This is a genomic window from Pseudomonas sp. B22129, assembly GCF_044218875.1.
Taxonomy (GTDB): domain Bacteria; phylum Pseudomonadota; class Gammaproteobacteria; order Pseudomonadales; family Pseudomonadaceae; genus Aquipseudomonas.
This window is the reverse complement of record NZ_CP162592.1, coordinates 5,583,126-5,608,336: the sequence shown is the minus strand read 5'-3', so window position 1 is coordinate 5,608,336 and position 25,211 is coordinate 5,583,126. Positions and strand designations below refer to the sequence as shown.

The window sequence follows — 25,211 nt, the reverse complement described above, 5'->3', positions numbered from 1 at the left end:
ACCAAAGCGCTCTTGCCCCACCACTCGGCACCTCGCCTAGGCTCGGTGTGCCCGCACTCCGGCTCGAGTCCGTGGGCCGCCGCGATGGGCCATCCCTGGCCCACCGCGGCTAACCCGGCGTCCTGCCGGGTTACCCACGGCTTCAAGCCTGCGTGCGGCCAGCGTGGTTTAACGGGGCGCCTGAGATCAAGATCAAAAGCAAGAGCACGGCGGCCTGACAGCCGGCCTGAGTGGTTGAATCAAAAGCGCTGTTTTTGCTAGAGCAGACCGCGCTCCCCCAGACAAAATGGAGATCCAAAATGTATGGAGATCCAAATGTGGGAGCGGGCTTGCTCGCGAAAGCGGTGTGTCAGTTGATAGATTAATTGACTGACACACCGCTTTCGCGAGCAAGCCCGCTCCCACATTTCTGACCGAGTCAGACTTCAACATCTGCACAGATCTGCTTCTCTGTGGGAGCTGGCTTGCCTGCGATGCAGACACCTCCGTACATCAGACACACCGAGGTGATGCAATCGCAGCGGTGCGGCGATCCGACAAGCCAGCTCCCACACTGGACCGTGCTTTTGCTTCACACCACTCAGGCCGGCTGTCAGGCCGCCGTGCTTTTGCTTTTGATCTTGGGCACACCGAGCGTGAGCGAGGTGCCGAGTGTTGGGGCAAGAGCCCTTTTGGTTACTTTTGGGGCTCTTTTCAAAAGTGACCCGCCGTAAGGGCGGAACCAATCCAAGCCATCACCCAAATAACGGATATACACCCAAAAAAACTGAACCATCCAAAGCCCCAGCCTGTCCCCGCTTCCCATGTCACCCCCACCGCAAAAAATCCCTTAATTTCCCACTCCTGCCGGAAGCCCCTCCAGGCCCCCGGCTGCGTCCGCATTTTTCACAGGGCGCCCAGCAAACCCCGATCCAAGCGGCAGCTGAAAACGGATTTTCTCCTCAACCGTGACTTACCAGGCAGGTTACCCCCATGCAGTTCAGCGAATTATTGGCAGCGATTTCCACCCACGCGATCCGTCTGCAACGGGAAGAAGGCGACCTGATCATCCTCGGCGATGACGAAGCGCTGGACGACGCGCTGTGGGATCAACTGATCGCCCACAAACCCCGGCTGCTGGAGCTCGTCGCCGAACACGGGGGTGACTGGCTGAGCCCGGCCTACCGCATCACCCCGCAAATGCTGCCGCTGGTAGACCTCGACCAGCCCGCCATTGATCGCATTGTCGCCGCCATCCCCGGCGGCGCGGCGAATGTGCAAGACATCTACCCCCTGGCACCGCTCCAGGAGGGCATGCTCTACCATCACCTGTCAGCCGAGCAGGGCGACCCCTACGTGTTGCACGCGCAGTTCGTGTTCGACAGCCGCGCACGCCTTGATGCATTTGCCGAGGCGCTGCAATGGGTGATCGACCGCCACGACATCCTGCGCACGTCCATGGCCTGGGAGCGCCTCGACGAGCCGCTGCAAGTGGTGTGGCGCAAGGCAACGCTGGCCTGCGAAGAGGCGCATTTGAACGGCGGCGACGTGCTCGCTCAACTGCTCGCCCGCTACGACGCACGCAGCTACCGCATGGACCTGGGCCAGGCGCCGCTGTTGCGCCTGGTGTTTGCAGATGACCCGGCCCACGGTCGCGTGGTGGCGATGCTGCTGTTCCACCACACCATCCTCGACCACACCGCCCTTGACGTGGTGCGCCATGAAATCCAGCTGTACCTCGCCGGGCGGCAAGCCGAGGCGGGTGAGCCGGTCGCGTTTCGCAGCTACATCGCCCAGGTGCGCCACGGTGTCAGCGAGCAGGCCCATGAAACCTTCTTTCGCGGCATGCTCGCGGATATCGACGAGCCGACCTTGCCGTTTGGCCTGCAGGACGTGCAGGGCGATGGCCAGGGCATTGATGAAGTACGCATGCCCGTCGACAGCACACTGAGCCGTCGCCTGCGCAACCTGGCGCGGCCACTGGGTGTGAGCGTGGCGAGCATGATGCACCTGGGCCTGGCCCGTGTGTTGGGGGTGGTGTCCGGCCGCGAGGCCGTGGTGTTCGGCACCGTGATGCTCGGCCGCATGAGTGCGGGCGAGGGCGGTGAGCGGGCCCTGGGCATGTTCATCAACACCTTGCCACTGCGGGTGGATGTGGGCGAGCAGGGCGTGCGCGCCGGGGTCAAGGCCACCCACGAACGCCTGACGACGTTGCTCAACCACGAACACGCGTCCCTGGCGCTGGCCCAGCGTTGCAGTGGCGTGGCCGCGCCGACGCCGTTGTTCAGTGCGATGCTCAACTATCGCCACAGCGCCGCAGCCGACATGAGCGCCGTGATCGAGGTGGCCGAAGGCATCCAGGTGCTGGGCGCCGAGGAGCGCACCAACTACCCGCTGACGGTCAACGTCGATGACCTCGGCGAAGATTTCGTCCTGACCGTGATGGTCGATGCCGCCATCGGCGCGCAACGGGTCGCCGGCTACCTGCACACGGCGCTGGACAGCCTGGCCGAGGCGCTGGAGCAGCGACCGGATACGCCGCTCAGCGGCCTGAACATCCTGCCCGAAGACGAACGCCATCACCTGCTGCACCGCCTCAACCAAAGCCCCACGCATTACGACGACACCGCGCTGATCCACCAGCAAGTCGAAACCCGCGCCGCCGCCCACCCCGATGCCATCGCCCTGCGCTTCGATAACAAGCGCGTGACCTACCGCCAACTCAACGAACGCGCCAACCAGGTTGCCCACCGCTTGCTCGCCCAGGGCGTGCGCCCCGATGACCGTGTGGCCATCTGCGTCGAGCGTGGCCCAGAGATGATCATTGGCCTGCTGGGCATTCTGAAAGCCGGCGCCGGCTACGTGCCGATTGACCCGGCGTACCCGCTGGAACGCATCGCCTACACCCTGACGGACAGCGCACCGTTGGCGGTACTGGTGCAAGCCAACACTCGCCACTTGGTCGGTGACTTGCCGCAGATCGACCTCAACAGCCTGCGTGATGAATCCATCGTCAACCCAAGGCTGCACCTGAGCCCGGCGAACCTGGCCTATGTGATCTACACCTCCGGCTCCACCGGCTTGCCCAAAGGCGTGATGATCGAGCACCGCCAGGTCGCGCGCCTGTTCACGGCCACCGAGCATTGGTTTGGCTTCAACAGCAACGACGTGTGGGCGCTGTTTCACTCGTTTGCCTTCGACTTCTCGGTCTGGGAAATCTGGGGCGCGCTGATGCACGGCGGCCAGTTGCTGATCGTGCCGCAACTGGTCAGCCGCTCGCCCGAGGCGTGCTATACGCTGCTCTGCGAGGCCGGGGTGAGCATTCTCAACCAGACGCCCAGCGCCTTCCGCCAACTGATCGCCGCCCAGGCCCAGAGCGCGCAAGCGCATTCCTTGCGCCAGGTGATTTTCGGTGGCGAGGCCCTGGAACCGGGCATGCTCAAACCGTGGTACGCCCGCGCGATCAACGCCGGTACGCAACTGGTGAACATGTACGGCATCACCGAAACCACCGTGCACGTAACCTATCGCGCGCTGGAAGCGGCCGATGCGCAGTTGGTGGGCGTAAGCCCCATTGGCGTGCGCATTCCCGACCTGCAACTCTACGTGCTGGACGAGCGCCGCGAGCCCCTGCCGTTTGGCGTGGTCGGCGAGCTGTACGTGGGCGGCGCCGGTGTGGCGCGCGGTTACCTGAACCGCGACGAATTGAACGCCGAACGCTTCCTGGCCGACCCGGCCACGGGTCTGCGCATGTACAAGACCGGCGACCTCGGCCGCCTGCTGGCCGACGGCAGCGTCGAGTACCTGGGGCGCAATGACGACCAGGTCAAGATTCGTGGTTTCCGTATCGAACTGGGCGAAATCGAAGCGCGCCTGGCCGGCGCCGACGGCGTGCGTGACGCCGTGGTTATCGCCCGTGAAGATCAACCGGGCGACAAGCGTCTGGTGGCCTATGTGATTGCCGGGCGTGAACTCAACGCTGCCGAACTGCGCGATCACCTGCTGCTGAGCCTGGCCGACTACATGGTGCCGAGCACCTTTGTCATGCTGGCGTCATTCCCGCTGACCACCAACGGCAAGCTCGACCGCAAGGCCTTGCCGGCGCCGGACGCCGATGCCCTGGTGCGGCGCGGCTACGCAGCCCCGCAAGGTGCGGTGGAAACCGCCATTGCCCAGATCTGGCAAGACCTGCTCAAGCTCGACCGGGTGGGGCGTGACGACAATTTCTTCGAACTGGGTGGCCACTCGCTGCTGGCGGTCAAGCTGATCGAACGCATGCGCCAAGTGGACCTCAGTGCCGACGTGCGCGTGCTGTTCGGCCAACCCACGCTCGCCGCGCTGGCGGCTGCGGTGGGTGGGCAGCAGGAGGTGCAGGTTCCGCAAAATCTCATCCAGCCCACCAGCCAGACCCTCACCCCAGACATGTTGCCGCTGGTCGACCTGGACCAGGCGGCCATCGACCACATCCTGCAAACCGTACCCGGCGGCATTGCCAACGTGCAGGACATCTACGGCCTGGCGCCGTTACAGGCGGGCATTCTTTATCACCACTTGGCAACGACCGAAGGCGACCCCTACGTGTTGCAGGTGCAGTTCAGCTTCGCCGACCAAACGGCGGTGGACGCTTTTGTCCACGCGCTGCACAGCGTGATCGAGCGCAACGACATCCTGCGCACCGCCATCCTCTGGGAAGGCCTGGATGAGCCGGTGCAAGTGGTCCTGCGCCAGGCGCCGCTGGCGGTGGAACGTATCGACGCCACGGGCGCTGGTGCCCTGGCGCAACTGCAGCAGCGCTTCGACCCACGTCACTATCGCCTCGATCTGTCCCGTGCCTCGCTGATGCGTTTGGCGTACGCCGAGGAGCAGGGCCGCTATGTCGGCATTCTGCTGTTGCACCACATCTTGCTCGACCACACCGCGCTGCAAGTGCTGGTGGAAGAAATGGGCGCCAGCCTGTCCGGCAACAGCGCGCAATTGCCTGAGGCGGTGCAGTACCGCAACTACGTGGCCCAGGCGCGCCTCGGGGTGAGCCAGGCACAGCACGAAGCGTTTTTCAGCGAGATGCTCGGCGATATCGACGAGCCGACCCTGGCCTTCGGTTTGCAGGACGTGAATGGCGACGGCAGCGGCATCGTCGAAGCCCACCTGCCGCTGGAGCCGGCACTCAGCCAGGGCCTGCGCGAACAGGCGCGGCAACTGGGCGTGAGCACCGCCAGCCTGGTGCACCTGGCCTGGGCGCAGGTGTTGGGCCAGGTGTCCGGCCAGCAAGACGTGGTGTTCGGCACCGTACTGCTCGGCCGTATGCAGGGTGGCGAGGGTGCCGACCGTGCGCTGGGGATGTTCATCAACACCTTGCCGCTGCGGGTCAGCCTCGGTGCCACGGGCGTTCAAGCGGGTGTGCGCGCTACCCATGCGCGCCTTGCGCAATTGCTTGGGCATGAGCACGCTTCGCTGTCGCTGGCCCAACGTTGCAGCGGCGTGCCGGGTTCGCTGCCGCTGTTCAGCACGCTGCTCAATTACCGCCACAGCGCGCCGGGCGAAGCACCGGGCGACAGCCCGTTCGCGGCATCGGGCATCGAGATTCTCAGCTCCGAAGAACGCAGCAACTACCCGCTGGTGCTCAACGTCGATGACCTGGGCACAGGCTTTGCCCTCACCGTGCAGGGCGTGGCCGAATTGAACGTGCAGCGTGTGGGCGACTACCTGCTCACGGCGTTGCGGCATCTGGTGACCGCGCTGCAACAAGCGCCCACCACGCCGTTGCACGCCGTGTCGATCCTGCCGCCCGCCGAGCGCAACCAAGTGCTGGTGGCGTTCAACGACACGGCCCGTGAGTACCCTTCACACCTCTGCGTGCATCAGGTGTTCGAAGCCCAGGCGCTGGCGCGTCCCGAGGCGGTGGCCGCGGTGCATGGCCAACTGTCGCTGAGTTACCGCGACCTCAACCGCCGCGCCAACCGCCTGGCCCATCACCTGATCAACCAAGGCGTGCAGCCGGGCGAAAGCGTGGCCATTGCGCTGCCACGCTCCCTGGATTTACTGGTGTGCCAGCTGGCGATCCTCAAGTGCGCCGCCGTCTATGTACCGCTGGACATCAATGCCCCGGTGGAACGCCAGGCCTTCATGGTGCAGGACAGCGGCGCCCATCGCGTGCTCAGCACCTTGGCCGACCTCAACCTGGACGCACTGTCACCGCGCAACCCGGACCTGGTGCACGCCTCGGACGACGTGGCGTACATCATGTACACCTCCGGCTCCACCGGCGCCCCCAAAGGCGTGCAAGTGCCGCACCGCGCGATCTCGCGGCTGGTGCTGAACAACGGTTATGCCGATTTCAATGAGCGCGACCGTGTGGCGTTCGCCTCCAACCCGGCCTTTGACGCCAGCACCCTCGACGTGTGGGCACCGTTGCTCAATGGCGGTTGCGTGGTGGTGGTCGAGCATGCGGTGCTGCTGTCCCAGGCTGCGTTTGCCTCGTTGTTGCAGGAGCAGGCCGTCAGTGTGTTGTGGATGACCGCCGGGCTGTTCCATCAATACGCCGATGCGTTGCTGCCGGTGTTCCGCCAGTTGCGCTACCTGATCGTCGGCGGCGATGTGCTTGACCCACTGGTGATCGGCCGCGTGCTCAAGCAGGGCAAACCTTTGCACCTGTTGAACGGCTACGGCCCGACCGAAGCTACGACGTTCTCGACCACCTTTGAAATCACCACGGCAGACGGGGGCGCTATCCCGATTGGCCGCCCCATCGGCAATGGCCAGGTCTATGTGCTGGATGCCCGCCAGCAACCGGTGCCGCTGGGCATCATCGGCGAGCTGTACATCGGCGGCGCAGGCGTCGCCAAAGGCTATTTGAACCAGCCGCAACTGACCGCTGAAAAATTCATCCCCAACCCCTTCGGCGACGGCGTGCTCTACCGCAGCGGCGACCTGGCCAGCTGGCAAACCGACGGCACATTGCTGTACCAGGGGCGCAATGACTTGCAGGTGAAGATTCGCGGTTTCCGTATCGAACCCGGCGAAATCGAAAGCTGCCTGGCGGCCTTCGCGGGCGTGAAAGACGCGGTGGTGCTGGTCCGCGAAGACGAGCCCGGCGACAAACGCCTGGTCGCCTATTACACCGCGGATGCGCCGCTGGACATCGAAGCCCTGCGCGCCCATCTGCAAGGCCGGTTGCCGGACTACATGGTGCCGTCGGCCTATGTGTGGCTGGAACTGATGCCGCTCACCGCCAACGGTAAGCTTGACCGCAAGGGCCTGCCGGTGCCGGACCAGAGTGCGCTGCTCAGCCGTGGCTACGAGGCGCCCGAAGGCGAGGTGGAAACCCTGCTGGCGCAGATCTGGCAGGACGTGCTCAAGCTTGAACGCGTGGGCCGCCACGATCATTTTTTTGAGTTGGGCGGGCATTCATTGTTGGCCGTCAGCCTGATCGAACGCATGCGCCAGGTCGGCCTCAGCGCCGACGTGCGCGTGCTGTTCAGCCAGCCAAGCCTGGCGGCATTGGCAGCGGCCGTGGGCAGTGGCCGCGAAATCGTGGTGCCGGCCAATGGCATTCCCGCCGGCTGCACACGGATCACGCCGTCGATGCTGACCCTGGTGCAACTCGACCAAACGGCCATCGAGCGCATCGTCGCCACGGTGCCGGGCGGCGCGGCGAATGTGCAGGATATTTACCCGCTGGCGCCGTTGCAGGAAGGCATTCTGTATCACCACATCAGTGCCGAGCAGGGCGACCCGTATTTGCTGCAATCGCGCATGGCGTTCGACAGCCTTGAACGCTTGCACGCGTTCATGGGCGCGTTGCAACAGGTGGTCGCGCGCCACGACATCCTGCGCACGGGCGTGGTCTGGGAAGGCCTGGACAGCCCGGTGCAAGTGGTCTGGCGCGATGCGCAGCTGGTGGTGCAGGAAGTCGCGCTGGACCCGGCTGACGGCGGGATCCTCGAACAATTGCACGCGCGTTTCGACGCCCGTCATTACCGCCTGGACATCACTCGGGCGCCGCTGCTGCGCCTGGTTTACGCGCAAGACCCGGTCAATCACCGCGTCGCAGCCATCCTGTTGTTCCACCACCTGGCGCTGGACCATACCGCCATGGAAGTGGTCGGCCAGGAAATGCGCGCCTTCCTGTTCAATCAGGCGGATGCGCTGCCCGAAGCGGCACCGTTTCGCAATTACGTGGCCCAGGCGCGCCTGGGTGTCAGCGTGGCGGAGCATGAACAGTTCTTCCGCGAGATGCTGGCGCAAGTGGATGAGCCCACCTTGCCGTTTGGCCTTCAGGATGTGCAGGGCGATGGCCGCGATATTGAAGAAGCCGAACTGCCATTGGACGCCGCTTTGGCGCTACGCGTGCGTGAACAGGCGCGTGTGCTGGGCGTCAGCGCGGCAAGCCTGATGCACCTGGCGTGGGCGCAGGTGCTGGGGCTGGTGGCCGGGCGCGATGACGTGGTATTTGGCACTGTGTTGATGGGCCGTATGCAGGCCGGCGATGGCGCCGACCGCGCGTTGGGCATGTTCATCAACACCTTGCCGCTGCGCGTGAACGTGGCAGCGAGCGCTGCGGTGGCGGTCAAGGCGACCCATGCGCGCTTGAGCGCCTTGCTCGGGCATGAACACGCTTCTTTGGCCCTGGCCCAACGTTGCAGCGGTGTCGCGACCTCGGTGCCGCTGTTCAGTGCCTTGCTCAACTACCGTCACACCACACCCGGCGAAATGGCCCGCGAGGGCCATGGCATCTGGGAGGGTGTGCAACTGCTGGGTGGCGAAGAGCGCAGCAACTACCCGCTGACCCTCAGCGTCGATGACCTGGGCACGGATTTTGGCCTGACCGTGCTGGCGTTGCCGCAGATCGGTGCGCAGCGCCTGTGCGGGTACATGAGCAGCGCGGTGGAGCAGCTTGTCGGCGCGCTTGAAAGCGCGGCGAAAACCGCACTGAACACCCTGCCTATTGTGCCGACCGCAGAGCGCGACATCCTGCTGCGCGACTTCAACGCGACGGCGGCGGATTTCCCGGTCGGCCAGACCCTGCACGGCGCGTTTGAAGTCCAGGCCGAACGCCAGCCCCACGCCATAGCCGTGACGCAAGGCGACGCGTCGCTGACCTATCAGCAACTCAACCAACGCGCCAATCAGCTCGCCCATCATCTGCTGGCACTCGGCGTGCAACCGGACGACCGCGTCGCCCTGTGCTGCCGTCGCGGCCCGCAGATGTTGGTGGGGTTGCTGGGTATTCTCAAAGCCGGTGCCGGTTATGTGCCCGTCGACCCGGCGTACCCCGCCGAACGGATTGCCTATCTGTTGCAGGACAGCGCACCGGTGGCGGTATTGGCCGAAGCGGGGACCCGCGACCTGTTGGGCGGTGTCGCCAGCATCGACCTGTTTGAACCGGGCTTGCAGCACCAGCCCGTCAGCAATCCGCATCTCGCTCACTTGACCCCGGCGCACCTGGCCTACGTGATCTACACCTCCGGCTCCACCGGCCAGCCCAAGGGCGTGATGGTGGAACACCGTACCGTGGAAAACCTGGTGCACTGGCATTGCGAAGCCTTCGGCCTGGATGCGCGCAGCCACACCAGCAGCGTCGCCGGTTTCGGTTTTGACGCCATGGCCTGGGAGGTCTGGCCGGCCCTGTGTGTGGGCGCCACCCTGCACTTGCCGCCTGCCACAGTGGGCAATGAAAACATCGACGAACTGCTCGCTTGGTGGCTGGCACAGCCGCTGGACGTGAGCTTCCTGCCCACGCCGGTGGCCGAGTACGCGTTCAGCCAGCACCTGGCGCACCCAAGCTTGCGCATCCTGCTGATCGGCGGCGATCGCCTGCGTCAGTTCACTCAGGAACGGCGCTTCGCCGTCATCAACAACTACGGCCCCACCGAAGCCACGGTGGTCGCCACCTCCGGCCGCGTGCGGGCCGGGCAAGCGCTGCATATCGGCCGGCCTGTGGCAAATGCCAGCGTCTACGTGCTGGATGAACAGCTGCGCCCAGTGCCGGTGGGCGTCGCGGGCGAGTTGTACGTGGCTGGCAGCGGTGTGGCGCGGGGGTATTTGAACCGCCCCGAGATGACCGCCGAACGCTTCCTGCAAGACCCGTTCAACCCGGGGCGCATGTACCGCACCGGCGACCTGGCGCGCTGGTTGCCTGACGGCAATATCGAGTACCTGGGGCGTAATGATGACCAGGTCAAGGTGCGTGGCGTACGTGTCGAGCTGGGCGAGATTGAAAGCCGCCTGGCGGTGCTCGACGGTGTTGCCGAAGCGGTGGTGTTGGTGCGCGATGGCCGTCTGGTCGCCTGGTTCACTGAACACTACCCGCTGGCCATTGAAACCCTGCGTGCCCAATTGCAGGCGCAATTGCCCGCCGCGCTGGTACCGGCCGCCTACGTGCGGCTCGACGTACTGCCGCTGACGGCCAACGGCAAGCTGGACCGCAAGGCCCTGCCTGAACCGGACCAAAGCGCGCTGCTCAGCCGCGACTACGAGGCGCCGCAGGGTGACGTCGAAACCACGCTGGCGGGCATCTGGGCCGAGGTGTTGCAGGTGCAGCACGTCGGCCGTCATGACCACTTCTTCGAACTCGGCGGCCATTCGTTGCTCGCCGTCAGCCTGATCGAACGCATGCGCCAGGTCGGCCTCAGCGCCGATGTGCGCGTGCTGTTCAGCCAGCCGACCCTGGCCGCGCTGGCGGCCGCCGTGGGCAGTGGCCGTGAAGTGCAGGTGCCGGCCAACCGCATCGGTGCCGACTGCCAGCGCATCACCCCGGACCTGTTGCCCCTGGTCAACCTCGATCAGTCCACCCTCGACCAAGTGGTCGCCGGTGTGCCCGGCGGCGCGGCCAACGTGCAGGACATCTACCCGCTGGCGCCGTTGCAGGAAGGCATTCTTTACCACTACATCACCGCCGAGCAGGGCGACCCGTACCTGCTGCAATCACACCTGGCGTTTGACAGCCTCGAGCGTTTGAACGCGTTCGCCCAGGCGCTGCAACAGGTGATCAACCGCCACGACATCCTGCGCACCGGTGTGGTCTGGGAAGGCCTCGCGCAACCGTTGCAAGTGGTGCGGCGCAAGGCCGAGTTGAGCGTGCAGGAACTGCAGCTGGACGGCGATGTACTCGCGGCGCTGCATGAGCGTTTTGATGCGCGGCGCTATCGCCTGGACATTAGCCAGGCCCCGCTGATCCGCTTGATGTACGCGAAAGACCCGGCCAACGCGCGCGTCGTGGTGGTGTTGCTCTATCACCACATCGTGCTCGACCACACCGCTTTCGACGTGGTGCTGCGTGAAATGCAGGGCCATTTACTCGGCCACGCGGCACCGACTGCCGCGCCGATGCCGTACCGCAACTATGTGGCCCAGGCCCGTTTGGGCGTCAGCGAGGAAGAGCATGAAGCGTTCTTCCGCGACATGCTCGGCGATGTCGACGAGCCGACCTTGCCATTCGGCCTGCAGGATGTGCGCGGCGACGGCAGTGCCATCGGCGAACATACCGTGCACCTGGACGCTGACCTGAACCGCCGCCTGCGGGCCCAGGCCCGGCTGTTGGGCGTGAGCACGGCCAGCCTGTTCCACCTGGCCTGGGGCCAGGTGCTGGCGGCAACGGCCGGGCGGCACAGTGTGGTGTTCGGCACGGTACTGGTCGGTCGCTTGCAAGGCGGCGAGGGCGCTGACCGCGCGCTCGGGGTGTTTATCAACACCTTGCCGCTGCGCCTGGATATCGACGCACAAGGGGTGCGTGCGGCCGTGCGGGCCACCCACGCTCGGCTCACCGCGTTGCTGGGGCATGAACACGCGTCCCTGGCCCTGGCCCAGCGCTGCAGCGGCGTAGCGGCACCGGCGCCGCTGTTCAGTTCGATGCTCAACTATCGCCATCGCGGCGCCGCCACCCGTTCCGCCGACGCAGAGCAGGCGTGGGAAGGCATGCAGACGCTGGTCAATGACGGGCGCACCAACTACCCGCTGACCTTGAACGTGGATGATTTGGGTGACGGTTATGACGTGACCGCGCTGGCGCAAGTCGATGCACAACGGGTGTGTGGCTACCTGCAAACGGCGTTGGCCGGTTTGGTCGACGCACTGGAACAGGCGCCCGACCAGGCACTCAATCGCCTGGCGATCCTCGGCGCCGAGGAGCGGCAAAAACTGCTGGTCGAATTCAACGCCACCGACGTGAATTACAACCTCGACCAGACCCTGCACGGGATGTTCGAAGCCCAGGTTGAACGCACGCCGCAGGCGGTGGCCGTCAAAGCCGGTGATCAGCAACTGACCTACAGCGAACTCAACGCGCGCGCCAACCGCCTGGCCCACCACTTGCGCGAGCTTGGCGTAGCACCGGATGCACGGGTGGGGATTTGTGTCGAACGGGGCCTGGAGATGGTGGTCGGCCTGTTCGCCATCCTCAAGGCCGGTGGCGGTTACGTGCCGCTGGACCCGGCTTATCCGCAGGACCGTATCGCCTATATGCTGCAAGACAGTGCGCCGGTGGTGGTGCTGGCCCAAGGCGCCACCCGCGCGTTGCTGGGCGATGTGCCGGTGGTCGACCTCGACCACAGCATCTGGCACCAGCAGCCTGCGAGCAACCCGCAGGTCGCGGGCCTTAGCGCGCAGCATCAGGCCTACGTGATCTACACCTCCGGTTCCACCGGCCAGCCCAAGGGCGTGATCAACGAACATGCCGGTGTGGTCAACCGCCTGCTGTGGATGCAGGACGCCTACGGCCTCAAGGCCCATGACAGCGTGCTGCAGAAAACCCCGTTCAGCTTCGACGTGTCGGTGTGGGAGTTCTTCTGGCCGCTGTTCACCGGCGCACGTTTGGTGATGGCGCGCCCGGGCGGCCACAAAGACCCGGCGTACCTGTGCGACATTATCCAAACCGAACAGATCACCACGCTGCACTTTGTGCCGTCGATGCTCGATGTGTTCCTCGCCCACGGCGATGTCAGCCAGGCGGCCGGGCTGGTGCGGGTGATGTGCAGCGGTGAAGCGCTGCCGGGAAGCCTGGTGCGGCGCTTCAAAACGCAACTGCCGGGCATTGGCCTGTACAACCTGTACGGCCCGACCGAAGCGGCGGTGGACGTGACCGCGTGGAACTGCGCGCGCCCCGACGTGCCGGACAACACGCCGATCGGCAAACCTATCGCCAACACGCGCATGTACCTGCTCGACGCCCAGTTGCAGCCGGTCCCGCTGGGGGTGGTCGGCGAGTTGTTTATCGGCGGCGTGCAAGTGGCGCGCGGCTACCTGAACCGGCCTGAACTGACCGCCGAGCGCTTCCTCCAGGACCCGTTCACCCGAGGCCGGATGTACCGCACCGGTGACGTGGGCCGTTACTTGCCCGACGGCAATATCGAATACCTGGGCCGCAACGATGACCAGGTGAAGATCCGCGGCCTGCGCATCGAACTGGGCGAGATCCAGGCGCGGTTGCTGGAGCATCCGCACGTCAACGAAGCGGCGGTGATCGCCCGCGAAGAGCGGCTGATCGCCTACTACACCGGCGTGCACACCGGGATCGAAAGCCTGCGCGCCCAGCTGTTGCAGCACTTGCCGGACTTTATGGTGCCCGCGCTGTTCGTACACCTCGACGCGCTGCCCCTGAGCCCCAACGGCAAGCTCGACCGCAAAGCCTTGCCGGCACCGGGCGCCGAAGCGCTGAACGTGCGTGAGTACGTGGCACCTGAAGGCGACACCGAAATTCTCCTCGCCCAACTCTGGGCCGAGTTGCTCAAGGTGGAGCGGGTAGGGCGCCATGACAACTTCTTTGAACTGGGCGGGCATTCGTTGCTCGCCGTGAGCTTGATCGGGCGCTTGCGCCAGGAAGGCATGGAGGCCGATGTACGGGCGCTGTTCGAACAGCCGACCCTGGCCGGCTACGCCGCAATGACCGAACGAATGGAGATCGTCCTGTGAGCATCCTCGAACTGCTGGCGACGCTGAAAACCAAGGACGTGCAGCTCGCACTCAAGGGTGATCAGCTGTCGGTGCAAGGCAACAAACACGCCTTGAGCGACCCTGCGATTCTCGCGGCATTGCGCGAGCACAAACCGGCGTTGATCGAGCTGATCAAAGCCGGCGAGTACTCGGCGACCAAGGCCGGTGAAGTCGAAGTGCCGGCCAATGGCATCCCGGCGGGCGCCGAACGCATCACCCCGGCGATGTTGACCCTGTCGAACCTGAGCGAGGACGAGATCGACCGCATCGTCGCCACTGTCGAGGGCGGTGTGGCCAACATTCAGGACATCTACCCGCTGGCGCCCTTGCAGGAAGGCATCTTGTTCCACCACGTCAGCGCCGGGCAGGGCGACCCGTACGTGATGCAGTCGCAGTTCGCCTTCGACAGCCTGGAGCGTTTCGAGGCGTTTGCCCAGGCCCTGCAAACCGTGATGGACCGTCACGATATCCTGCGTACCGGCGTGGTCTGGGACGGTTTGCAGGAGCCCTCGCAAGTGGTGTGGCGCACGGCACGTTTGCCCGTGCAAGCGCTGCCATTGGACCCGGCCGACGGTGATATCGCCGCCCAGCTGCACGCGCTGTTCGACGCGCGCCACTATCGGCTGGATGTGACCCAGGCGCCGTTGCTGCGCCTGGTGCATGCCGCAGACCCGAGCCACCAACGCATCGTTGCGACCCTGCTGTTCCACCACATGGCCCTCGACCACAGCGCCCTGGAAGTGGTGTGCCACGAGATGCAGGCGTGCCTGCTGGGGCAGGGCGCGGCGCTGGGCCAGGCGGTACCGTTTCGCAACTACGTGGCGCACGCACGGCTGGGCATCAGCGAGGCGGAACATGAAAGCTTCTTCCGCCAGATGCTCGGCGATATCAGCGAGCCGACCCTGCCGTTCGGTCTGCAGGATGTGCAGGGCGATGCGCGTGGCATTGCCGAAGTCAGCCTGCCGCTCGCCGCGCAGTTGGGCCAGCGCTTGCGCACCCAGGCGCGGCAACTGGGCGTGAGCGTCGCCAGCCTGTTCCACATGGGCTGGGCGCAGGTGTTGGGAGCTCTGGCGGGCAAGCGGCAGGTGGTGTTCGGCACGGTGTTGATGGGCCGCCTGCAAGGCAGCCATGACACGGACCGGGCGCTGGGCATCTTCATCAACACCTTGCCGTTTCGCGTGGATGTGGACGGCCAGGACGTGCGTGCCGGGGTCAAGGCCACCCATGCGCGGCTGACCACCTTGCTGCGCCACGAGCATGCAGCGCTGGCGTTGGCCCAGCGTTGCAGCGGGGTGGTGGCGCCGACGCCGCTGTTCAGCGCCTTGCTCAATTACCGCCACAGTGCCCCGGCGGCGAGTGCTGAAGCCGTGTCGGCCTGGGACGGAATCACGGCGCTGCGTGCCGAGGAACGTACCAACTACCCGCTGACCTTGAGTGTCGACGACTTGGGTGAAGGCTTTGGCCTGAGTTTACTGGCCAGCACCCAGGTGGACCCGCACCGCGTCTGCGCCTACCTGCAAACCGCCCTGGAAAACCTGGTGAGCGCGCTGGAACAAGCCCCGCTGACGGCGCTGGACCAAGTGTCGGTGGTGCCGGTGGCCGAGCAGCAATTGCTGCTGGACCAGTTCAACGCAACCCAGGCGGATTTCCCCCAGGGCACCACGCTGCACGGCCGCATCGAAGCCCAGGCCGCGCTCACGCCGAGCGCTATCGCTGCGGTTTTCCAGGAGCGCCAGCTGACCTACGCCGAGCTGAACGCGCAAGCCAACCTGGTGGCCCATCACCTGTTGGCGCTGGGGGTCAAACCCGACGACCGCGTGGCCATCGTCGCGCGCCGTGGCCTGGACACCCTGGCCGGGTTGCTGGCGATCCTCAAGGCGGGTGCCTGCTACGTGCCGGTGGACCCCTCGCACCCGGCCGAGCGCTTGAATTACCTGCTGACCGACAGTGCCCCCGTGGCGGTGCTGACCCAGCAGGCGTTGCGCGAACGCCTGCCGGCCCTTGATGTGCCGGTGATCGACCTCGACCGCTTCACCTGGCAGCACCACTCGGCAAGCAACCCCACGGTGGCGGTCACGCCGTCCAACCTGGCCTACGTGATTTACACCTCGGGCTCCACCGGCCTGCCCAAAGGCGTGATGGTGGAGCACCACACCGTGGCCAACCTGGTGGACTGGCACTGCGACGCCTTTGACCTGCGTGCCGGGCGCCACACGGCCAGCGTGGCCGGGTTCGGCTTTGATGCGATGGCCTGGGAAGTGTGGCCGGCGCTGTGCGTCGGCGCGACCTTGCACCTGCCGCCCGCGGCCGAGGGCGCCGAAGACGTGGATGCGCTGCTCGCCTGGTGGTGCGCGCAGCCGTTGGACGTGTGCTTCCTGCCGACGCCAGTGGCCGAGTACGCCTTCAGCCAGCAGATCGAACACCCGACGCTGCGCACCCTGCTGATCGGCGGCGATCGCTTGCGCCATTTTGCGCGGGCCCAGCGTTTTGAACTGATCAACAACTACGGGCCCACCGAAGCCACGGTGGTCGCCACGTCCGGCAAGGTCGAGGCCGGCGGGTTGCTGCACATCGGCAAACCCGTGGCCAACGCCACGGTGTACCTGCTGGATGAAACACAGCGGCCGGTGCCGCTGGGGGTGGCGGGTGAGTTGTACGTGGGCGGCAAGGGCGTGGCGCGTGGTTACCTGAACCGCCCGGAACTGACCGCCGAACGTTTCCTGCACGACCCGTTCAACGGCGGGCGCATGTACCGCACCGGCGACCTGGCGCGCTGGCTGCCGGACGGCACTCTCGAATACCTGGGCCGTAACGATGACCAGGTGAAAATCCGTGGCATGCGCATCGAGCTGGGTGAAATCGAGACCCGGCTCAACGGGTTGCCGGGCATTCAAGAAACGGTGGTGCTGGTGCGCGAAGAGCGGCTGGTGGCGTATTTCACCGAGCACCCGCAGCTGGATGCGCTGACCGTCGGCGACATCCGCGCCCATCTGGTGGCGCACCTGCCGGACTACATGGTGCCGGTGGCCTACGTAAAACTCGACACGTTGCCGTTGACGGCCAACGGTAAACTCGACCGCAAGGCCTTGCCGGCGCCGGACATGGCCGCCCTGTTTACGCGCGAGTACGAAACACCCCAAGGCGAGATCGAAAGCCTGTTGGCGCAGATCTGGGCCGATGTGCTGCAGGTCGAGCGCATAGGCCGTCAGGACCACTTCTTCGAACTGGGCGGGCATTCGCTGCTGGCGATGCGCATGGTGTCGCAGGTGCGCCAGCGCCTGGGCGTGGAGCTGTCTCTTGGCGACTTGTTTGCCAACCCGGTGCTGGCAGAGGTGGCCCAGGTGCTGGCCCAGGCCGGGCGCAGCACGGTGCCGGACATTCTGCCGGCCAACCGTGATGAAGACGTGCCGTTGTCCTTCGCCCAGCAGCGCCTGTGGTTTCTGGCGTTGATGGAGGGCGCCAACACCGCCTACAACATTCCGATTGGCTTGCGCTTGCGTGGGCAGTTGCATGTCGAGGCCTTGCAACGGGCGCTGGCGCGGATTGTGGCGCGGCATGAAACCCTGCGTAGCCGGTTTGCCCAGAGGGGCGACGAAGCCCAGGTGCTGATCGTGCCGGCCGAAGAGGTGTTGCCTTTGCAAGTGCAGGACCTGCGCCGCCACCCGCAACCCCAACAGGCGCTGGACGCGTTGATCCATGGCGAGGGCTCGGCGCCTTTCGACCTGGAGCGCGGCCCGCTGCTGCGCGGGCGTCTGGTGGTGATGGCCGACGATCATCATGTGCTGCTGCTGACCTTGCACCATATCGTTTCCGACGGTTGGTCCATGGGCGTGCTCACCCGTGAGCTGATGGCGCTGTACCAAGCCTTCAGCCACGGCCTGCCGGATCCGCTGCCGCCGTTGCCGATCCAGTACGGTGACTTTGCCGTGTGGCAACGCCTGTGGCTGAGCGGTGAGGTGCTGCAACGCCAGAGCAACTTCTGGCAGCAGGCCCTGGCCGGCGCGCCAGCGCTGTTGACTTTGCCCACGGACCGCCCGCGCCCGGCGCAGCAAGACTACGCCGGCAGTAGCGTCGACGTGCGCCTGGATGAACGCCTTACTGCCGGGCTCAAGGCCTTGAGCCAACGCCACGGCACCACGTTGTACGTGACCTTGATGAGCGCCTGGGCTTCCTTGCTGGCGCGGCTTTCCGGGCAGCAGGAGCTGGTGATTGGCTCGCCGGTGGCCAACCGAACCCGCAGTGAAGTGGAGGAACTGATCGGCCTGTTCGTCAACACGCTGGCAGTGCGGATCGACACCTCCGGCGAGCTGAGCACCGAAGCCTTGCTGGCGCGGGTCAAGGCCCAGACGCTGGCCGCCCAGAGCCATCAGGACCTGCCGTTCGAGCAAGTGGTGGAAATCACCCGGCCCGTGCGCAGCCTGGCCCACAGCCCGATATTCCAGACCCTGCTGACCTGGCAGGACAGCAGCGCGCCGACCCTGGCGTTGGGCGACCTGGCGCTGGAAGGCATTGTGGAGAACAGCCACTTTGCCAAATTCGACCTGTCCCTGGACCTGGGCGAAGTGCAGGGCAGCATTCTCGGCGCGCTGGAGTACGCGGTGGCGCTGTTTGACGAGGCGACGGTGCGGCGTTACGCCGGTTACTTCACCCGCGTGTTGCAGGCCATGGTCGATAACGACCAGGCGGTGCTGGAGCATGCGCCGCTGATGGACGAGCGCGAACGTCAGCACCTGCTGTTCAACTTCAACGCCACGCAGGTGGGTTACAACCTCGAACAGACCTTGCATGGGCTGTTCGAAGATCAGGTAGTGCGCACACCGCACGCGATGGCGGTGAAAGCGGGCGAGGCGCAACTGACTTACGCCGAGCTGAATGCGCGGGCCAATCAGCTCGCCCACCACTTGCTGGAACTGGGGGTGCAGGCCGATGACCGCGTGGCGATCTGCGTGGAACGCGGCCTGGAAATGGTCATCGGCCTGTACGCGATCCTCAAGGCCGGCGCCGCCTACGTGCCGCTGGACCCGGCGTACCCGCCGGAGCGCATCGCCTACATGCTCGAAGACAGCGCGCCGCGCGTAGTGCTGGCGCAAGGCGAAACCCGTGGTTTGCTCGGCGAGGTGCCGCTGATCGATCTGGACCTTCCAACGTGGCAACACCAGCCCGTCGATAACCCTGGGGTACGGGGCGTCAGCGCTTATGTGATCTACACCTCCGGCTCCACCGGCCAGCCCAAAGGCGTGATCAACGAGCATGCCGGGGTGGTCAACCGCCTGCTGTGGATGCAGGACGAATACGCGCTCACAGCCCACGACAGCGTGTTGCAGAAAACCCCGTTCAGCTTTGACGTGTCGGTATGGGAGTTCTTCTGGCCATTGTTGACGGGTGCACGTTTGGTGATGGCGCGCCCGGGCGGCCACAAAGACCCGGCCTATCTGTGCGACATCATCGAAGCCGAACAGATCACCACGCTGCACTTTGTGCCGTCGATGCTCGATGTATTCCTGGCCCATGGCGATGTGAGCCAGGCGGCTGGCCTGGTGCGTGTGATGTGCAGCGGCGAAGCCTTGCCGGGCGCGGTGGTGCGGCGCTTCAAGCGGCAATTGCCGGGCAGCGAATTGCATAACCTCTACGGCCCGACCGAAGCCGCCGTGGACGTCACCGCATGGAACTGCGCAGGCCCGGTAACGCCAGACAACACGCCTATCGGCAAGCCCATCGCGAACACGCGCATGTACCTGCTGGATGCGCAGCTGCAACCCGTGCCGCTGGGGGTGGTGGGTGAACTGTTTATTGCGGGTGTGCAAGTGGCGCGGGGTTACCTGAACAAGCCCGAACTGACCGCCGAACGCTTCATCGACGACCCGTTCACCCACGGCCGCATGTACCGCACCGGTGACGTCGGGCGGTATTTGCCGGATGGCAATATCGAGTACTTGGGGCGCAATGACGATCAGGTGAAGCTCCGTGGTTTGCGTATCGAACTGGGTGAGATCCAGGCGCGGCTGACCGAATACCCGCTGATCAACGAGGCGGCGGTGGTTGCCCGTGACAACCGGCTGCTCGCGTATTACACCGGCGCTTTGACCGGCATCGAGACGTTGCGCAGCCATCTGTTGCAACACCTGCCGGAGTTCATGGTTCCCGCCGTGTTCGTCCACCTCGAGGCATTCCCCCTGAGCCCCAACGGCAAGCTCGACCGCAAGGCGCTGCCCGTGCCGGGCCTGGATTCGGTGGTGGTGCGTGAGTATGAAGCGCCCGAGGGCGATACCGAAATCGCCCTGGCAAGCCTGTGGGCCGAGCTGCTGGGCGTGGAGCGCGTGGGCCGGCACGACAACTTTTTCGAGCTGGGCGGCCACTCGTTGCTGGCGGTCAGCCTGATGGGGCGCATGCGCCGCCTGGGCTTGTCGGCAGACGTGAAAGTGCTGTTCGGCCAGCCGACCCTGGCCGGCCTGGCCGCGGCGCTGGGTGGGGGACGTGAAGTGGCGGTGCCGGACAATGGCATTGCAGCGGATTGCACGCATATCACGCCGGGCATGTTGCCGTTGATTCAGCTGGACCAACTGGCCATCGACCGTGTTGTCGCGTGTATCCCCGGCGGTGCAGCGAACGTGCAGGACATCTACCCGCTGGCGCCGTTGCAGGCGGGCATGCTCTATCAGCACCGTGCTGTGCAAGGGCCGGATGAGTACCTGCTGCAGGCGCAGTTTGCCTTCGACAGCCAGCAGCGTCTGGACGCCTTTGCCCACGCGCTGCAGGCGGTGATTCAGCGCCACGACATCCTGCGTTCCTCGTTCCATTGGGACGGCCTGGAAGAGCCGGTGCAAGTGGTGTGGCGTGCGGCAGCCTTAAGTGTGGAAACCTGCCCGGTGCCGCAGCGCCTGGACCTGGGCCTGGCGCCGCTGATTCGCCTGGTGTACACCCGGGAACCACACCGAGTGGTCGCCACGTTGCTGTTCCACCATCTGGTGATGGACCACATCGCCCTGGAAATCCTGCAGCATGAGTTGCAGGCTCACCTGTCGGGCACCGAAGCCACGCTGGGCGCGGCTGTGCCATATCGCAACTATGTGGCCCAGACCCGGTTGGGTCTTGAGGACCATGAAACCTTCTTCCGCGAGATGCTCGGTGACATCGATGAACCCACTGAGGTAGCTGCGTTGGGCGCGGATGAAACGGCGCGATTGGCGCTGGATCCGCACCTGAGCCAGCGCCTGCGGACCCAGGCGCGCCAGTCGGGAGTGAGTGCCGCCAGCCTGATGCATTTGGCCTGGGCGCAGGTGCTGGGCAAGGTCAGCGGCCGCGAGCACGTGGTGTTCGGCACCGTGATGCTTGGCCGCCTGCAAGGGGGCGAGGGCGCCGAACGGGCGATGGGGGTGTTCATCAACACCTTGCCGTTGCGGGTCGATCTCGGTGAAAACCCGGTGCGTGATGCACTGCGTGCCACCCACGCGCGCCTGACCCAACTGCTCAGCCATGAACATGCGCCCTTGGCGCTGGCCCAGCGTTGCAGCGCGGTGGCGCTGAATACGCCGCTGTTCAACGTGCTGTTCAACTACCGCCACAGCGCGCCGCAGGCCGGTGGAGTGGCTGAGGCGTGGCACGGCATTCAGTTGCTCAAGGCCGAGGAGCACACCAACTACGGGCTGTCGATGAGTGTGGATGACCTGGGTCACGGGTTCAGCCTAAAGGCCATGGGGCAGGGCGCCCGGCGTGTGTGTGATTACCTGAGTATCGCGCTGGAGCAGGTGGTGGCCGCGCTGGAACACAACCGTGATATCGCCATCAGCCACTTGCCGATTCTGCCGCCCGCCGAGCTTCAACAACTGGCGGGCTTCAATGCCACCGCCCGCGTGTTTCCTCGCGAGCACACGGTGCAGCGTCTGTTTGAAGCCCAGGCGCAGGCGCGCCCCGATGCGGCGGCCGCGCTGCACGGCGAACAGGTTCTGAGTTATGGCGAACTGAACACACGCGCCAACCGGCTGGCCCACCACCTGCTGGGCCTGGGCGTAAGGCCCGGCGACAACGTGGCGATCCTGTTGCCGCGTTCCCTCGACCTGCTGGTCAGCCAACTGGCTGTGCTCAAATGCGCCGCAGCCTATGTGCCGCTGGACATCAACGCGCCGGCCGAGCGCCAGGGCTTTATGGTGCAGGACAGTGGCGCGACATGGCTGTTGACCCACAGCGGCGCGACCGTCGATTACCCGGCGCAGCGCCTGGACCTGGACACCCTGGCCCTAGACCCGCACCCGAATCACAACCCGGGCCTGTCGCAATCGTCGGACAGCGTGGCGTACATCATGTACACCTCCGGCTCCACCGGCACGCCGAAAGGCGTATTGGTGCCCCATCGCGGCATCACGCGGCTGGTGCTGAATAACGGTTACGCCGATTTCAACGCCAGCGACCGCGTGGCCTTTGCCTCCAACCCGGCGTTCGACGCCAGCACCATGGACGTGTGGGGTGCGCTGCTCAATGGCGGCCAGGTGCAGGTGATCGACCACGCCACTTTGCTCGACCCGGTAGCGTTCGGCGCCGCCTTGAACGGCGCCACGGTACTGTTCGTGACCACTGCGCTGTTCAACCAGTACGTGCAGATGATTCCTGAGGCGCTGGCCGGTTTGCGCATTTTGCTGTGCGGCGGTGAACGCGCCGACCCGGCGGCCTTCCGCAGCCTGTTGGCGCGTGCCAAGGCCTTGCGCCTGGTGCATTGTTACGGGCCGACGGAAACCACCACCTACGCCACCACCCATGAAGTGCACGCGATTGCCGAAAACGCCGACAGCGTGCCTATCGGGCGGGCAATTTCCAACACGCAAATCCATGTGCTGGACGCGCAGTTGCAGCCGGTGCCCTTGGGCGTGACCGGTGAAATCTGCATTGGCGGCGATGGCGTGGCCAAGGGGTATCTGAACCGGCCTGAACTGACCGCCGAAAAGTTTGTGGCGGACCCGTTCAACGAGGGCCACTGGATGTACCGCACCGGCGACCTCGGGCGTTGGAACGCAGAGGGCTTGCTGGAGTGCATCGGGCGCAACGACGATCAGGTGAAGGTTCGCGGTTTCCGTATTGAATTGGGTGAAATCGAAGCGCGGCTTGGGGCTTTTGCCGGTATCCAGGACGTGGTGGTGCTGGCCCGTGAAGACGTGCCGGGCGACAAGCGTCTGGTGGCGTATTTCACCTGGGCGGGTGAGCCGGTTGGCCTCGACAGCGTCAGGGCCCATCTGCAAGGCCAACTGCCGGACTACATGCTGCCGTCGGCTTATGTGCCGCTGGTGCAGTTGCCGTTGACGGCCAACGGCAAGGTCGACCGCAAAGCCTTGCCAGTGCCCGCGCTGGAAGCCTTGCACAGTCGCGATTTCGAAGCGCCGGTGGGCGCGCTGGAGCAGACCCTGGCGCAGTTGTGGGCGGGCGTGTTGAAGCTGGAACAGGTGGGGCGTCATGACAGTTTCTTTGAGCTGGGCGGGCACTCGTTGCTGGCGATCCGGCTGGTCAACCTGATGGAGGAGGCGGGATTGCAGGTGTCCCTGGCCGAGCTGTTCCAGTACGCCAGCGTGGCCTCGGTGGCGGCGATGGTGCACCAGCGCACGGATGAACCGCTGCGTGACAGCGCAGTGATTACCGTACGCAGCAGCGGCTCGCAGCCGCCGTTGTTCCTGGTTCACGAATTCAGCGGCATGGACGTGTACTTCCCGGCGCTCGGCCAGCATTTGCCGGGCGACTACCCGATCTATGGCCTGCCGGGCACCACGCTCGGCGAGGCGCACCTGAACACCATGGAAGGCCTGGCGGCGCGCCTGGTCGGGCTGATTCGCGAGATTCAGCCCCATGGCCCTTACCGCGTTGCAGGGTGGTCGTTTGGCGGTGTGCTGGCCTATGAAGTCGCCCTGCAACTGCTGGGGCTGGATGAGCCGGTCGCGTTCCTCGGCTTGATCGACAGCTACGTGCCGCGCCTGACCGATCAGGGCAAAGCGCGCTGGAGCGGGCCGGACGCGCTCAAGCGGCACTTGCTGTTGCAGTGCACGGCGTATTGGAAATCACAGGGAGGTGTGAATGAACTGGCGAGCCTTGAAGGCCTGGAGGCAGGCATTGGACAGCTGGACGTTGCGGGCCTGCTGCAACGCCTTCGCGATCAAGGTCTGCTATACGCGCAAATGGCAGAAGCTACGGACGCGGACCTCTTGAGTTTTATCGAGCGCGAAGTGGGGCACGGGCATGCGCTGGCGCATTACAGCCTGTTCCCGCTGCCGATTGCGGTGCAGTTGTTCAGCGCCGTGGAGCGCCCGACCGAACTGTCGCGGCGCAGTGAAAGCCTGGGCTGGGCTGACGTTTTGGCCCCGGGGCAATTGCGTCAGGTCGAGGTGCCGGGCGAGCACCAGAGCATGATGCAGGCGCCGCATATTCAAGCGTTGGGCCGGGCAATGAACGAAGCATTGGCCGCCAGCGTGCCGGTTGCCGAGGCAGCGCATCAACCGCTGCTGCGCATCCAGAGCGGCCGTGCGGGGTACGCGCCGGTGTTCTGTGTGCCGGGAGCGGGAGACAGCGTCACCGGGTTTGTGGGCCTGGGCGAAGCACTTGGGCGTGACTGGCCGCTGTTCGGCTTGCAACCGCGCGGGCTGGATGGCGAGGCGGTGCCCCATAGCCAGGTGCAAGCGGCCGCCGCGTGTTATCTGGCGGCGCTGGCGCAGGAGTGCCCGCAGGGGCCGGTGCATCTGGTGGGGCATTCGTTTGGCGGCTGGGTTGCACTGGAAATGGCATTGCGGTTGCAGGCGGCCGGGCGCGAGGTGGCCTCGCTCACAGTGATCGACAGTGAGTCGCCGGGCGGTGTTGCAAAGCCTTATACAACCACAGCGGCGTTGGTGCGGTTGGTTGAGGCGATGCAGTTGTCGGCCGGTAAATCGCTGGGGATTGATCTAGCGGCGTTTGCCGGTTGGGATGAGGCGTCGCAGCGCCAGGCTTTGCATGCCGGCATGGTCGGCGTGGGGTTGTTGCCGGGGCGGGCTGCGGTGGACGCGATGGACGGGCCGGCGCGCACGTATGCGGCTGCGTTGCGCACGGTTTACCGGCCGGCGCGGCGGTTTGACGGGGTGGTGCGGTTGGTGTTGGCACAGGACCCTGCGCTGGATGCAGCGGGGAATCAGCGGGAGCAGGGGTTGATGGTTGAAGGGTGGGGCAAGCAGGGGAGTGGTTTGCAGGTTTGGTATGGCGCCGGGAATCACTTTACGTTGCTCAAGGCGCCGAATGTGGTGGGGTTGGCGGGGTGGTGGTTGGAGCGGGTTGGGGTTGGGGTTGGGGAGGTGGTTTCGTGA

Annotated in this window: 2 protein-coding genes; both read left to right on the top strand. The window is 65.4% G+C overall.

The window, feature by feature from the left end:
- The first annotated feature begins 972 nt into the window (after positions 1-972).
- Positions 973-13,884: an amino acid adenylation domain-containing protein gene (locus tag AB4P94_RS25330; protein ID WP_395608029.1), complete on the top strand. Its 12,912-nt coding sequence runs from the start codon at positions 973-975 to the stop codon at positions 13,882-13,884.
- Positions 13,881-25,211: an amino acid adenylation domain-containing protein gene (locus AB4P94_RS25325; RefSeq protein ID WP_395608028.1), complete on the top strand. Its 11,331-nt coding sequence runs from the start codon at positions 13,881-13,883 to the stop codon at positions 25,209-25,211. The genes AB4P94_RS25330 and AB4P94_RS25325 overlap by 4 nt, the downstream gene beginning before the upstream one ends.

Coding starts and splice junctions, on each gene's coding strand:
- AB4P94_RS25330 (WP_395608029.1), top strand. CDS start 973: ATGCAGTTCAGCGAATTATTGGCAGCGATTTCCACCCACGCGATCCGT.